Annotated in this window: 15 protein-coding genes; 5 read left to right on the top strand and 10 right to left on the bottom strand. The window is 41.9% G+C overall.

Annotation, left to right across the window (positions count from 1 at the left end; all coding sequences use genetic code 11):
* Positions 1–28 precede the first annotated feature (28 nt).
* From dapA to B8983_RS01830, 8 genes are all read right to left on the bottom strand, one after another.
* Positions 29–952 carry a 4-hydroxy-tetrahydrodipicolinate synthase gene (gene dapA, locus B8983_RS01865; RefSeq protein ID WP_084282151.1) on the bottom strand — a complete coding sequence of 308 codons (924 nt, stop codon included), beginning with the start codon at positions 950–952 and terminating at the stop codon, positions 29–31.
* Complete coding sequence (locus B8983_RS01860; RefSeq protein ID WP_234986846.1) at positions 942–1,517, bottom strand: class I SAM-dependent methyltransferase; 576 nt, start codon at positions 1,515–1,517, stop codon at positions 942–944. Before B8983_RS01860 ends, dapA begins: the two co-directional genes overlap by 11 nt.
* 4 nt (positions 1,518–1,521) lie before the next feature.
* Positions 1,522–2,724 carry a tryptophan--tRNA ligase gene (locus B8983_RS01855; RefSeq protein WP_084282149.1) on the bottom strand — a complete coding sequence of 401 codons (1,203 nt, stop codon included), beginning with the start codon at positions 2,722–2,724 and terminating at the stop codon, positions 1,522–1,524.
* Between the two features lie 2 nt (positions 2,725–2,726).
* Entirely contained in the window at positions 2,727–3,572 is an 846-nt protein-coding gene (locus B8983_RS01850; RefSeq protein ID WP_084282148.1) for a 3',5'-nucleoside bisphosphate phosphatase, read from the bottom strand.
* A gap of 97 nt (positions 3,573–3,669) precedes the next feature.
* Positions 3,670–4,773, bottom strand: a complete 1,104-nt coding sequence (zapE, locus tag B8983_RS01845; RefSeq protein ID WP_084282147.1) for a cell division protein ZapE — start codon at positions 4,771–4,773, stop codon at positions 3,670–3,672.
* An 11-nt stretch (positions 4,774–4,784) separates the two neighbouring features.
* Positions 4,785–6,224, bottom strand: a complete 1,440-nt coding sequence (lpdA, locus tag B8983_RS01840) for a dihydrolipoyl dehydrogenase (protein ID WP_084282146.1) — start codon at positions 6,222–6,224, stop codon at positions 4,785–4,787.
* A 22-nt stretch (positions 6,225–6,246) separates the two neighbouring features.
* Positions 6,247–7,461: a 2-oxoglutarate dehydrogenase complex dihydrolipoyllysine-residue succinyltransferase gene (gene odhB / locus B8983_RS01835; protein ID WP_084282145.1), complete on the bottom strand. Its 1,215-nt coding sequence runs from the start codon at positions 7,459–7,461 to the stop codon at positions 6,247–6,249.
* 30 nt (positions 7,462–7,491) lie between these two features.
* Entirely contained in the window at positions 7,492–10,347 is a 2,856-nt protein-coding gene (locus B8983_RS01830) for a 2-oxoglutarate dehydrogenase E1 component (protein WP_200806852.1), read from the bottom strand.
* Between the two features lie 362 nt (positions 10,348–10,709).
* Here B8983_RS01830 and B8983_RS01825 point away from each other — a divergent pair, with 362 nt between their 5' ends.
* Positions 10,710–11,396 carry an excisionase family DNA-binding protein gene (locus B8983_RS01825; protein ID WP_084282144.1) on the top strand — a complete coding sequence of 229 codons (687 nt, stop codon included), beginning with the start codon at positions 10,710–10,712 and terminating at the stop codon, positions 11,394–11,396.
* An 88-nt stretch (positions 11,397–11,484) separates the two neighbouring features.
* Here the strand turns inward: B8983_RS01825 and B8983_RS01820 are convergent, their stop codons facing one another.
* Entirely contained in the window at positions 11,485–11,784 is a 300-nt protein-coding gene (locus B8983_RS01820) for an H-NS histone family protein (RefSeq protein WP_084282143.1), read from the bottom strand.
* A gap of 217 nt (positions 11,785–12,001) precedes the next feature.
* On the opposite strand from B8983_RS01820, the gene B8983_RS01815 reads away from it, so the two are divergent.
* A complete protein-coding gene (locus B8983_RS01815) occupies positions 12,002–12,265 on the top strand; it encodes a SemiSWEET transporter (RefSeq protein ID WP_084282142.1) in 264 nt (87 codons plus the stop codon).
* Here the strand turns inward: B8983_RS01815 and B8983_RS01810 are convergent.
* Positions 12,262–12,822, bottom strand: a complete 561-nt coding sequence (locus B8983_RS01810; RefSeq protein WP_084282141.1) for a YaeQ family protein — start codon at positions 12,820–12,822, stop codon at positions 12,262–12,264. The genes B8983_RS01815 and B8983_RS01810 overlap by 4 nt on opposite strands.
* Before the next feature lie 136 nt (positions 12,823–12,958).
* On the opposite strand from B8983_RS01810, the gene B8983_RS01805 reads away from it, so the two are divergent.
* From B8983_RS01805 to B8983_RS01795, 3 genes are read left to right on the top strand one after another with little or no spacing between them, the layout of a single operon-like run.
* Complete coding sequence (locus B8983_RS01805; RefSeq protein ID WP_084282140.1) at positions 12,959–13,099, top strand: DUF2256 domain-containing protein; 141 nt, start codon at positions 12,959–12,961, stop codon at positions 13,097–13,099.
* Positions 13,099–14,628: a cryptochrome/photolyase family protein gene (locus B8983_RS01800; protein WP_084282139.1), complete on the top strand. Its 1,530-nt coding sequence runs from the start codon at positions 13,099–13,101 to the stop codon at positions 14,626–14,628. Before B8983_RS01805 ends, B8983_RS01800 begins: the two co-directional genes overlap by 1 nt.
* 4 nt (positions 14,629–14,632) lie before the next feature.
* Complete coding sequence (locus B8983_RS01795) at positions 14,633–14,947, top strand: non-heme iron oxygenase ferredoxin subunit (protein WP_084282138.1); 315 nt, start codon at positions 14,633–14,635, stop codon at positions 14,945–14,947.
* Positions 14,948–14,951 lie beyond the last annotated feature (4 nt).

Raw genomic sequence — 14,951 nt, 5'->3', positions numbered from 1 at the left:
AGCTCAGTTGAAGTTCAAGCTACTGAATTTATTCTTTTAGTAACCCTAATTGAGTTAACTCATTTTTCAAGTTTTCTCTTAAGGACACCGACATGGGCAATAAGGGCAGGCGAATTCCAGAATCCACTTTACCCATTTCATGTAAAGCCCATTTCACGGGAATCGGATTGGGCTCAACGAACATCAATTGATGTAATTTTAATAATTTCAAATGAATTTCTCTAGCAGTCAGCAACTCGCCGCTAATGGCCGCTTCGCATAGCATTGACATTTCTTTAGGAGCAATGTTGGCTGTTACAGAAATATTGCCATGACCACCCATCAACATCAAGAAAATTGCAGTTAAATCATCGCCTGAGAAAACCGCAAAATGGTCGCTACCCTGTCGCTTCAAGCCATTAATCAGATCACAAACTCTTTCTAGATTGCCAGTCGCATCTTTCAAGCCATTAATACCAGGTACTTGAGCTAGTCTGAGAATCGTGGCGTTACTCATGTCAGCCACTGTCCTACCAGGAACGTTATACAAAATGACTGGTAAATCAACTTTTTCAGCAATCGTTTTAAAGTGTTGATAAATTCCCTCTTGGGTAGGCTTATTGTAATAAGGCACCACCTGCAAAGAGGCATCGGCACCAACACTTTTTGCATAAGAAGTGAGTTCAATCGCTTCTAAAGTGGAATTTCCGCCAGTACCAGCAATCACGGGGATTCTGCCAGCAATATGTTCTACCGCTACCTTAATTAGTTCACAGTGTTCTTCGACATTGACTGTCGGTGACTCGCCAGAGGTACCAACAATCACAATACCATGGGTACCTTGTTCAACGTGCCAATCTAGCAAAGATTTAAGGCTTGGTAAATCTAATTTACCATCAGCAAACATAGGTGTAGCAATCGCAACGATGCTACCTAAAATAGGGAGTTTTGGATAAAGTGCTTTAATATTCATGTTGTAATTGTAGCCCAATGATGTTTTGCTTTACAGCACAAATCCTTTGAATCATGGCAGGTTTTGGCACTTCTAAATAGCCTTGCTCAAAAGATACGACGGAAAAATCATTTCGTGACTGAATATATTGCCACAATTCGTCCTTTTGCAATAAAAACGCCGGATTTGATGGCTTGCCAAAGCGCTCATTACCGACAGCAAAGGTTTCATAGATCAAGATTCCGCCCGGTGCCAAAAGATCTAATACCTGATGAAAATGAGGGCGGTTGAGATAATTTGTTACGATGATCCCATCAATGAAGTAATCTTTTTTGAGTGCCGGAAACTCAGGCTGTTCTAGATCTAACTCCATGACTTCAATACGATTTTTCAAGTCGAGTGGTAAGTTTTCCTGTAGTTCAAGAAGCGGGCCAGTTCGCAAATCAACCGCAAGTACCTGATATCCCTGCTGAGCGGCATATAGACTATGTCGCCCACTACCACAAGCCAAATCAAGCACCCGACCTTCCTCGCGACGAGGAATCAAATGGATAAATCGTTGAACCCAATCGGAGGGCGGGGACATACTACTATGAGTAATCAAGGCCCATTGCCTCGCGAACATCTCTCATGGTTTCTTGCGCAACTTTTCTAGCATTATCACAACCATCAGCAATAATAGCTCTGAGTAAACTTGGATCATCTAAATACTTTTGAGCTCTTTCCAACATTGGCTGTTGCTCAATTAAGATGCTTTTAATCAATGGCTCTTTGCATTCAATACAACCAATCCCAGCACTTTGACAACCTTGTTGTACCCATTTTTTGGTATTTTCATCGGAATATACTGCGTGCAATTGCCATACTGGACAATGCTGGGGATTACCAGGATCAGTTCTTCTAACGCGTGCCGGGTCAGTTGGCATCGTCTTCACTTTTTTGGTAATGGACTCTTCACTTTCTCGCATCGAAATCGTATTTTGGTAAGATTTCGACATTTTTTGACCATCTAAGCCAGGCATTTTGGAAGCTGGCGTCAATAATGCTTGAGGTTCAACGAGAATAATTCTTCTCGCTCCCTCAAGATAGCCAAACAATCGCTCACGATCACCCATGGATAAGCTTTGATCTTCATGGACAATCGCCTTGGCAGTTTCCAAAGCATCCTGATCACCCTTTTCTTGGAAGGCCGTTCTTGCTTCTAAATACAGTTTCGTTCTTTTTCCACCTAATTTTTTCGCCGCTGTAATCGCTTTTTCTTCAAAGCCCGCTTCACGACCATACAAGTGGTTAAATCTTCTAGCAACTTCGCGTGTCATTTCCACATGAGGAATTTGGTCTTCACCAACCGGCACATGTTGAGCTCGGTACATCAGAATATCTGCTGCTTGCAGTAAGGGATAGCCCAAGAAGCCGTAAGTCTGTAAGTCTTTTTCTTTTAATTTTTCAATTTGATCTTTATAGGTCGGCACCCGCTCTAACCAACCAAGTGGTGTACCCATGGATAACAATAGAAATAATTCCGCATGCTCGGGTACTTTACTTTGAATAAATAAAGTACTTTGGGTAGGATCAACCCCCGCTGCGAGCCAATCAATCACCATATCCCAAACGGAAGCCTCGATAATTTCAGGGCTATCATAATGCGTGGTTAAGGCATGCCAGTCAGCCACAAAGAAAAAGCATGGGTATTCGGATTGCAGGCGAATCCAATTTTTTAACACACCATGATAGTGGCCCAGATGTAACGAGCCCGTCGGGCGCATTCCAGAAATAACGCGTTCAGCAAACATAATTAATTAAAGTTGAATAATGACCAAATTGGTTTTAAAGAAGAAGGCAACATTGGAAGTGTACCTAAATCTGTGTGACTTTCATCTGGTGAATGAAAATCAGACCCCCTCGACGCATGAAAACCATAGCGCAAAGCTACTTTCTCATACTCATGATATTGATATGGTGCATGACTTCCAGTAATGACTTCGATGCCCTGACCACCATATTCTTTAAATGACTTATACAACTCATCTTTTTGTAACTCATTCAGTCGGTACCTGCCTGGATGCGCAATAACGGCAACGCCACCAGCCGCATTAATCCAAGTCACCGCTTCTTGTAAAGTTGCCCAAGCATGGTCGACAAAGCCTGGTTTGCCTGGCGTCAAATAACGTGTAAAGACTTCTTCGATATCCTTACAATAATTTTTATCGACTAAAAATCTTGCAAAGTGGGTGCGTGAAAGTAATTCGGGGTTTCCACAAAATTGCATCGCACCTTCATAAGCACCTGGCACACCAACATTGGCCAACTGGCGAGCCATTAAATGTCCGCGCTCGATCCTGCCATCACGTGTTTGGCGTAAGCCGTTGACCAACCCTAAGTGGTCGGGGTCAATGTTTAGCCCGACGATATGAATCGTTTGGGACATCCAACTGACTGAAATTTCAACGCCGCCAACGTAATGCATCCCTAATGCAACTGCTGCATTACGTGCTCTGTCTTGACCACCAATTACATCGTGATCAGTGAGCGACCAAAGCTCTACACCGTTAGACTTCGCCCGGCTAGCTAAATCTTCCGGGGAAAGAGTGCCATCTGAAACTACCGAGTGGCAGTGTAAATCGGCATTTGTTATGTTCATGGACTTATTTTAATGGTTTTGCGATCCGCAAGTACAAGAAAATCATCATTCACCCTAAAAAATCACCATAAATCGAGAGAGAGGGCTAGTCGCTAACTCAAGTGAGTGAGGTATCGACGACTCTTCTTGGCGCGGCTAAGTATTCTTTCGATTGCATTTCAATAATCCGCGAGACAGTACGATGGAATTCATTGGCCATTTGCCCTTCCACATACAAGGCGTGAGCTTCAACTTCTGCAGACATAATTAATTTGATCTTGTGATCATAAAACACATCAATGACCCAAGTAAATCGCCTTGCCTCACTCGACATCCTAGGGGTCATCACGGGAATATCACTCAAAATAACGGAATGAAACATCTCTGCTATTTCGAGATAATCATTTTGTGACCTAGGGCCACCACATAAGGTCTGAAAATCAAACCAAGCAATCCCTCCAGCACGACGTTTACAAGGAATCGTACGATTTTCGATCCGTAATTCCTTCTCTTCATCCGTATGTGCGCCCGCCAAACTTTCGAATGTGTTGACTAGTTGAAGATCAACCTCAGGGCTTAATGGGTATAAATACACTTGCACTTGGTCCATTAACACCTTACGGTAGTCCACTCCGGCATCCACATTAATAATATCGAGTTTTTCTTCTAACAAACGGATAGCCGGAAAAATACGATCGCGATGCAGTCCATCTGGATATAACTTATCTGGACGATAGTTGGAGGTCATGATGAATTGCACATTATTTTTAAATAAGGCGTCTAGCAATCGATAGAGAATCATGGCATCTGCAATATCGCTGACATGAAACTCATCAAAACAAATCAGTTGATATTTTTGCCCTATTTTCTTCCCAAGAATCTTTAGAGGGTCAGCATGTCCTCTTAAATCTTGCAGTTCACGGTGCACTTCCCGCATAAATTCGTGGAAATGGAGACGGGTTTTTTTCTTAATCTGAATTGCCTCATAAAAGGAATCCATGATGAAGGACTTTCCGCGACCTACGCCGCCCCAAAAGTAGACACCTTTGGGCGGAGTATTAGTTTGACTTCTTAACTTTGCAAAAATACCTGTGCTCTTGGGGTGATAAGACTCCCACTCATCTTGAGCGGCTTGGAGACGAGCAATTGCAGCCTCTTGGGCTGCATCGCTCGAATATCCTTTTTTTTGTAAAGCTTGGTGATATAAATCAGTAACGCGCATCAGAACAGCTTTTAGAAATTCAAAGCGCGATTATCCGTTGCTGCCAGAGCCGCTTCACGCATCACTTCTGAAAGACTTGGATGAGGATGACATACGCGCGCAATATCTTCAGCTGCCGCTTTAAACTCCATCGCCACAACCGCTTCAGCAATTAAGTCAGAGGCTGCTGATGCAACAATATGGACACCTAAAATTTCATCCGTATTTGCATCGGCCAATACCTTCACAAACCCATCACTAGCACCCATACCTAAAGCGCGGCCATTGGCTGCAAATGGGAACTGACCTGGTTTATAGGCACGACCCTCCGCTTTTAATTGCTGTTCTGTCTTACCAACCCAAGCAATTTCAGGGGATGTATAAATGACCCAAGGAATGCAGTTGTAGTCAATATGTGGCTTCTGCCCAGCGATAATTTCAGCTACCAACACGCCTTCATCTTCTGCTTTATGTGCCAGCATTGGACCACGAATCACATCACCAACCGCATAAACACCAGCGGCCGCAGTAGCACAGGTATGATCATCGACCGGAATGAACCCACGCTCATCCGTTTTCAGACCAATGGCTTCTAAATTGAGGTTTTCAGTATTAGGAACACGACCAACAGAAACAATTAAACGATCAACCACGAGGGATTGGGCATTACCTTGATCATCCGCATAGCTAATTTTCACATTGTTTTTACCAGCTACAACGCTCTCAATTTTGACGCCTAAATTAAACTTCAGCCCTTGCTTGGTGAAAAGCTTTTTCGCTTCATTGGCAACGCCAGTATCACAAGCTCCTAAAAAGGTTGGCATCGCTTCCAAGATAGTGACGTCGGCACCGAGTCTTCTCCAAACAGAGCCTAACTCAAGACCGATTACACCTGCACCAATCACCCCTAGTTTCTTAGGTGTTTGATCAAACTGTAAGCCACCTTCATTGTCACAAATCAATTTGTTATCCACCGTAATGCCAGGCAAATGACGTGCTTTAGAACCCGTAGCAATAATGACTTGCTTGGCGCTCACTAAACCAGCATCTTTACCAGTAATTTCGACTTGATAACGATCACCCTCTTTAGCTTTGAAGGCAGCATAGCCTTTGAGTAAAGTGATTTTATTTTTTTTGAACAAATACGCAATACCACCGGTCATTTTCGTAACGATGTCGTTTTTACGACCGACCATTTTGCTTACGTCAATCGCCAGATCTTTCACCGTAATTCCATGTGAACCTAAATGATGGCCGATATTTTCAAACTCTTCAGATGACGCCAAAAGCGCTTTTGATGGAATACAGCCAACGTTTAAGCATGTGCCACCTAAACGTGGATCACCCTTAGGATCATCATAGGCATTTCCTTCGGCACAAGCGACTTTAAAACCTAATTGAGCAGCACGAATGGCCGCGATATAACCGCCAGGACCTGCGCCGATGACTAGAATGTCAAATTCTTGACTCATATTCAAACTTTCTTAACAGTAATTAAATTTCGAGAAGGAGGCGTGAAGGATCTTCTAACGCTTCTTTCATCGCAACCAAACCGAGCACGGCTTCACGACCATCAATAATGCGGTGATCGTAAGACAAAGCGAGATAGTTCATTGGACGAATCACAATTTGACCACCCTCAACCACAGCACGATCTTTCGTGGCATGGATACCTAAAATCGCTGCTTGTGGCGGATTGATAATTGGCGTAGACAACATAGAGCCGAAAATACCACCGTTTGAAATCGAGAAAGTACCGCCCGTTAAATCTTCGAGTGTCAATTTGCCATCACGCGCCTTAGCACCATATTCTGAGATTTTCTTCTCAATATCAGCCAAACTCATTTGATCAACGTCACGCAAAATTGGTACCACGAGACCACGTGGAGAGCCAACAGCGATACCAATATCAAAATAACCGTGATACACAATGTCGTTACCATCAACAGAGGCATTCAAGATTGGATATTTCTTTAAAGCGTGTACAGCAGCTTTCACAAAGAAAGACATGAAACCGAGCTTTGCGCCATGCTCTTTTTCAAAGACATCTTTATATTTGTTACGCATGTTGATGACTGGCGCCATATTGACTTCATTGAAAGTAGTCAAAATTGCATTCGTAGCCTGTGACTCTAAAAGACGCTGAGCAATTCGTGAACGCAAGCGACTCATTGGCACACGCTCTTCAGGACGATCACCCATTGGCACTTGCACTGTAGGTGCAGCAGCAGGTTTTGGCGCTGCAATTGGTGCGGCAACTGGCGCTGGAGTTGCACCAGCAGCTAATGCATCACCCTTGGTAATACGACCATCTTTGCCGCTACCAGCGACAGAATCTGCAGAAATATTTTTCTCAGCAAGAATTTTTGCAGCAGATGGCATGGCCACTGACGAGGATGCTACAGCTGCCGGAGCCGCTACCTGAGGAGCAGGAGCAGCTGCCGCTGGAGCAGCAGGAACCGCTTTGGCATCGCTATCAATTTTTGCAATCACTTGATCTGATACAACTAATCCACCACTTTGAATCAAGATTTCTGACAAGACACCAGCTGAAGGAGCTGGCACTTCTAACACAACCTTATCTGTCTCAATTTCGATCAAAATTTCATCTTGAGCGACCATGTCACCAGCTTTTTTCTTCCACTGCAACAATGTTGCTTCTGCAACCGACTCAGACAACTGAGGAACTTTTACTTCATGCGTAGCCATGCTGTTTATCCTTATAGTAATAAATTTATATTATTTAGTTAGGTTGACGCCTTTTAATTTCGCGAAAGCAGTATCAACCAAAGATTTTTGTTGTTCCTGATGTAGGTGAGAGTATCCACAAGCTGGGGATGCCGAAGCTGGACGACCTGCATAACCAAGCTTTTGACCTTCACTCATATTTTCAAAAATATTGTGTTGAATGAAGAACCATGCTCCTTGATTCTGTGGCTCATCTTGACACCAAACCAACTCAGATAAATTAGGATATTTCTTCATTTCATTCGCAAATGCTTTGTGTGGGAATGGATAGAGCTGTTCCACACGAACAATTGCTACATCTTTGGATTTCTTCGCTTCTCTAGCTTTCACTAAATCGTAATACACCTTACCTGAACAAATAATCATGCGCGTTACATTCGCAGCAACCACTTCTTTATTTTTCTCTGGTAAAACAGTGTGGAATTCACCCTTGGTAAATTCAGTAATTTCAGATGTCGCATCTTTGTTCCTGAGAAGGGACTTCGGCGTCATAATGATCAATGGCTTACGGAATGGACGAATCATCTGGCGGCGTAACAAATGGAAAATTTGTGAAGCCGTCGTTGGCTGTACCACCTGCATATTCATGTCTGCGCACAACTGCATAAAGCGCTCTAACCTAGCGGATGAGTGCTCCGGGCCTTGACCTTCATAACCATGTGGCAACATCATCACAAGACCATTCACACGACCCCACTTTACTTCACCAGAGGCGATAAACTGGTCAATTACTACCTGGGCACCATTCGCAAAATCGCCGAATTGAGCTTCCCAAATCGTCAGCGTGTTTGGCTCTGCAGAAGAGTAGCCGTACTCAAAGCCTAATACCGCTTCTTCAGACAAAATAGAATCGATGACCGTAAAGCCAGCTTGACCGTCAGCAACGTGTTGCAATGGAATGTACGTACCTGTATCCCATTTTTCACGATCTTGGTCATGAATTACCGCATGACGATGGGTAAATGTACCCCGACCACTGTCTTCACCTGACAAACGAATCGGATAACCACTAGCAACTAAGGAGGCGAAAGCCATGTGCTCACCCATACCCCAATCGACACCAATTTCGCCGCGGCCCATTGCACCACGATTGCGCAAAACGGTCTCGACCAATGGGTGGGCTTTAAAGCCTTCAGGTAAGGTCGTAATTTTTTCAGCAATACGCTTCCACTCAGCTAAAGGAATCGCGGTATCACCACTGTCAGTCCATTTACGGTTGAGGAACGGCGTCCAATCAACGGCATATTTACCTTTAAAGTTGGTTAATACTGGATCTGAAGTGCGTTGACCAGCTTCTAACTCAGCACGATATTTTTTAACCATATCGTCGCCACCACCAGCGGCAATGACGCCTTGTGCTTCTAACTTGTCAGCGTATAACTTTCTAGTACCAGGGTGAGCTGCAATTTTTTTGTACATCAATGGTTGAGTCATTGAAGGTGTATCTTGCTCATTGTGACCTAATTTGCGGAAACAAATTAAATCGATCATGACATCTTTTCTGAACTTGGTACGATATTCAACAGCCAACTGAGTTGCTAACACCACGGCCTCAGGATCATCACCATTGACGTGCAAAATTGGCGACTCAATGGTTTTCATGATGTCGGTGCAATACAAAGTAGAACGTAAATCGCGTGGATCAGAGGTAGTAAAACCAATTTGGTTATTAATCACAATGTGAATCGTTCCACCCGTGTGGTAACCACGTACTTCTGATAATGCCAAGGTTTCTTGCACAACCCCTTGACCCGCAATCGCAGCATCGCCGTGCACGAGAATCGGTAAAACTTGGCTACCGGTTTTGTCACCGCGACGATCCATCCTTGCTCTCACAGAACCCTCAACGACTGGATTCACAATTTCCAAATGGGATGGATTGAAAGCGAGAGACAAATGAATTGGGCCACCAGTGGTTGAAATATCACTTGAAAAACCTTGGTGATATTTAACGTCGCCAGAAGGTAATTCCTCCGGTGCGGTGTGATCAAATTCAGCAAATAAGTCTGTTGGCATTTTGCCTAAAGTATTCACTAGCACGTTTAAACGACCGCGGTGAGCCATACCGATCACAATTTCTTGAACTCCAGCTAAACCTGCGGCGTCCAAAATTTCATCCATTTGCGCAATAAAGCTCTCGCCACCTTCTAAGGAAAAACGCTTTTGACCGACATACTTGGTATGCAAATAGCGCTCAAGCCCTTCGGCCGCTGTCAAACGATCCAAAATGTTTACTTTTTTCTTAGCATCAAAATTAGGCTTCGAACGAATTGATTCTAATTTTTCTTGCCACCATTTTTTAATATTTTGGTCAGTAATATACATATATTCTGAACCAATAGAACCACAATAGGTTTGACGGAGATTCTCTAATAAATCTCGCAAGGTCATCTTGTCCTTGCCGAAAAACGTATTGCTGATATTAAAGACGATATCCATGTCTGAATCAGTAAAACCGTAAAAGGCAGGATCTAATTCAGGAATATTTGGACGTTCAGTCCGCTTGAGGGGGTCTAAGTCCGCCCAACGAGTACCAACATTTCGGTAAGTCGCAATCAATTGTTGAACTGCGACACGTTTACGTCCCATTTCAGAATCAGCAGAATCTTCTACCGTTCTAATTGGACCTTGTTTTGCTCTTTCGGCAAAGGATGCAATCACCGGCGCGTGGGCCACGTCTTTTGCATCGGACCCATCAACTGCTGGCAAATGCTGCACAGAGTCAAAATAAGTACGCCAATTATCTGCAACAGAGTTGGGATCTAATAAATAGGCTTCGTAGAGCTCTTCTACGTAAGGGGCATTGCCACCAAAAAGGTATGAATTACCTTGATAAGACTTCATCATATTGCTCACCTTTTCCTCGGGTATTCCGAAATGAAGTGGGTTGAAAACCATCTGCTCTTCGGCTCCACCGACGCACAGATTGCGATAAAAAACTAAAACAGCTGAAGCAAACAATATTTAGAACACTCTAAATCAATGAATATAGACTTCAGTTGATTCAGATTTTAATTCATTTATTGAAACAAAAAAATATTTGAGGGAAAAAAAGGCTCAAGTGGGTACATTATTAGGGTAAACCTTAGTAAGACCTGATTCTTGATTGGAGAATTTGTAGGATAAATCCTACAAATCTTTCAGATTCTTCTGATTCATTTAATTTTATCAAATAGTTATATTTAAGTTTTCAACCAAAGAAACAAAACATGAATCAATTTGACGAAAACCTGAATAAAAAATATATCAGCACCAAACAATCTGCTGAGTTGCTAAATGTCTCGTTGGGCACTGTCCAAAAAATGGTGGAATCAGGCGAGTTATTAGCTTGGAAAACTAGAGGTGGGCACCGTAGGATCCTCGTAGCATCCCTACAAAATATGCTCAATGATCGTCAACAATTATTTGATTACCTCTCAAAAAAAGAAAACTTGCTATTAAGTTTTCACCGCAATCAAGAGGATCAAGCGAACTTATCTTCTATTTTATCTAGATTTATTAAGCCGTTTGAACTCAAGACAAGTTTTAACTATTTAGAGGGCTTAATGTTAGCGGTAGAACTAAAACCGAATGTAATCTTTATTGATAGCAGGCTACCCTCCCTAGAAAAAATTCTATTAATTTATTTTCTAAGTCAAAATGCCCAAACATTAAAAATTCCAATATTGATTAATAAAATGTTTATCTCACTAAATCAGGAGGCTATTTCTTTAACCGAAGAAGAGAAGGGGTTCTTAACCACTAACTTATTGAAAGATCAGCAAATGATGCTAACCCCAGATTGTATTTCTAATCATACCGAATTAATTGAGTATGAAGATGACTATTACGAATCTCACCCAGACTTAAACTATATCTATTTTGAGGAGTTAATGACGAATATGGCAACCAACTAATCTTGATAATATTGATTTTCTTCACTACTTGGTTTAAAGGCCCATATTTTATAAGCCTTTAAACCTTTAACCCCTTAGAATTGTCTGCTTAGATAAGGAACAGTGTGCGATCTTTACCTGCAATCCAAGTTGGCTCTTTTCCTCTACCCGTCCAAGTATTACCATTTTCAGGATTTCTGTATTTAGGGGCTACTTTATTGATACTAGAATCAGATCCTTTTGATTTAGAAACTCTATTTGGGAAAATATCATTAATCTCTAAATCATATTCCTCTAAAATTGCCTTTATTTTTTCAACCCCTTCAAAGCGTCGACGTTCTTTTTCTTCGATTATTGCTTTTTCAATTGCTTCTTTTTGTTTCAATAATTCCTGTATTTTTGAAGACATAATCATCCTTGGCTTTAAATAATTTTAAAAACTAGAATATAGTATAAACCAAAGCAGCATTAATCAGAAAAAATAAAGACCTTCGAATATAAGCAATTTATATCATTAATAAATATATTAATGATATTGCTATCAATAATTTAATATTATTAACTTAATAGCAAACAATGTTATTGTTCTTTTAATCTATCTCTTACTTAAATAGTTTAAATAAATTATGTCAAACTCAATTATTGGTTACTGCGCTGCGTTTCTCACAACCACAGCGTTCATCCCTCAAGCTATCCACTCTTGGAGAACAAAAGACCTATCTAGCATCTCACTAAGCATGTATCTCTTGTTTACCTTAGGCGTAGCATTGTGGGTTTGGTATGGCTATGTCAACGAAAGTTGGCCTGTGGTGGTTGCCAATGCAATTACCTTAGTCATCTCGACCTCGATTCTTTATCTAAAAATTAGAATCGACTTTTTTAAGATTTAAAGCCACTTTTGGGGGGTGATATCGATTGATCGATCACCATCACTAAACATGACCTGCCCCTCTTGAATAGTTGCCTGGAGTTGCAGGGTACGCTTGGCCATAGACTCTAATTGGGCAGAAAGCTCGTAGTCGATGTAATAAATTTCTAGGTTGTTTAAACGGGTCAATTTCGTTTCTATCCCTTTAAACCAAACATGTGAAGCATGCTGGTAAGCATACACAAATGCTTTCTCTGATTTATTACAAGCCTTAATAATGGCTCGATCATCGGGTTGACCTACTTCAATCCAAACCTGAAATTGATCGGTAAAATCTTTAATATAGACATCGGGTTCGCCGGCATCTGATAAACCTGGACCAAATGCAATTACTGCGTCTCCATTACACATCGTATCGAGTTGGTGTGCTTGCATCGCAAAAGCCAGTAAACGAATCATCATCCGTTCATCCGTTTCACTAGGATGCTTGGCAATAGTTAAAGCATGGTCAGCATAATAACCATGATCGATATCTGCAATACCAATGTTTACTTTATAAATTACCGACTTGATTGCCATTTTATCCTTGAGTTCTTTCTGAAAGCGTTTGCGATGTATTACATCAGCAAAATAGCATTATGAACGATTATTTTCGAAACCCGAGAATTGATGGGCGCTAAAAAAATACAGCGTAGAACGAGTAAAATAGAAATAAATGAAAATGCGAAAAAAATCAGACCTTCCTGCGAAATTATGCCAACATTGTGGACTGTCATTTTCGTGGCGCAAAAAATGGGAGCGAGATTGGGACTCAGTGAAGTATTGCTCAGACCGGTGTCGTAAAAGTTCAAAATAATGAAGACACTTCGACTGATTCTCGGTGATCAACTCAATCGTCAACACTCTTGGTTTCAGACCGTTCAGTCAGATACCTATTATTTATTTGTAGAGGTGCGGCAAGAAACTGATTATGTCCGGCATCATGCCCAAAAGGTATTGGGAATATTCGCCGCAATGCGCCAATTTGCCGAGGAATTAAAAACCCAAGGTCATCAGGTGATTTATCTACCCATCTTAAAAACAGTTGCCAATCACCAATTAACTTTTTGGCTAGATCGAACACTTCAAGACTATCAGTGTGACACCTTCGAATATATCGAACCAGATGAGTATCGCTTAGATCAACAATTACATAAGTTTTGCCAAACTTTAACCATCCGACATCAAGTATTTAACGCAGAGCATTTTTTAACGACACGCAGCGAAGTTGCCGAATTGTTTCAAGGCCAGAAAAAGTGGCTCATGGAAACCTTCTATCGAAAAATGCGCGTACATTGGAATATGCTCATTACAGGTGACAAAAAGCCTATTGGTGACAAGTGGAATTACGATGCTGAAAATCGTAAACCTTATAAAGGACAACCCCCTGAGCCAGCAGATCACAGAGCAAGCCAAGATCTTTCAGCAATCTGGCGAGAAATAGAAGCTGCCGAAATCAAAACTTTTGGAACACCGGCAGAACAAGCCTATCGTTGGCCAACGAGTCGTATTGCGGCGCTCAAAGACCTTGATCATTTCATTACTTATCGCCTCCCCTATTTCGGGGATTTTCAAGACGCCCTGACGCTCCATGCTTGGCGTTTATTTCACTCGTTTTTATCCTTTGCTCTCAACACCAAAATGTTACATCCATTAGAAGTGGTTGAGCGCGCTGAGGCAGCTTACCATTCCGGACACGCTCCTCTTACAGCGGTGGAAGGATTTATTCGGCAAATTTTGGGTTGGCGCGAATATATTAGGGGGGTTTATTGGTCACAGATGCCAGGCTATGACTTACAAAATTTCTTATCCAATACTCGAGATTTACCTACTTGGTTTTGGACTGGGGAAACGAGAATGCAATGCCTTTCCGTCACCATCAAACAATCGCTAGAACACGCTTACGCCCATCACATTCAACGCTTGATGATTACAGGAAATTTTGCCTTATTAGCCGGCCTGAATCCTCACCAAGTACACCAGTGGTATCTTGGCATCTATATCGATGCCTTTGAATGGGTGGAGTTACCTAACACTTTAGGGATGAGTCAATTTGCTGACGGTGGCCTACTCGCAACCAAGCCCTATGTATCTAGCGCAGCTTATATTAACAAGATGAGTGATTACTGCAAGACCTGCCAATATGATGTAAAAACCAAAATAGGCGCGAATGCATGTCCAATGAACTCCCTATATTGGGACTTCTTTGATCGCCATCAAGAGCAATTAGCAAAGAATCCTAGAATTGGGATGGCATATCAAACTTTAAAGAAAATGGATCCTCAAGATTTAGTGGCCATTAAAAACCAAGCTAAAATTAACTTATCTAAAATCAACGAACTATAAATTTATGTCTGCACAATATACTGATTTAATGTCCCTAGATGATACCTTTGAGGGTGAAGTGGTTCGCGTAGAGCATGGGGATAAAAATCTTGCCGTCTACAGCGTTAATGGTGAAATTTACTGTACTGATAATCTTTGTACACATGGCAACGCCCTTTTGTCGGATGGATTTTTAGAGGGATTTGAGATTGAATGCCCATTTCATCAGGGTAGATTTGACATTCGGGATGGTCGCGTTACCTGCGAGCCAGCCTCAAAAGCAGTGAAGTCATACCCAATAAAAGTCTCAGATGGTAGGGTTTTTGTCGATTTAAGCTAATTTT

It is taken from the genome of Polynucleobacter kasalickyi, assembly GCF_900176405.1.
Taxonomy (GTDB): Bacteria; Pseudomonadota; Gammaproteobacteria; order Burkholderiales; family Burkholderiaceae; genus Polynucleobacter; species Polynucleobacter kasalickyi.
The sequence above is the reverse complement of the archived record's forward strand: the minus strand, read 5'-3'. Positions and strand labels throughout refer to the sequence as shown.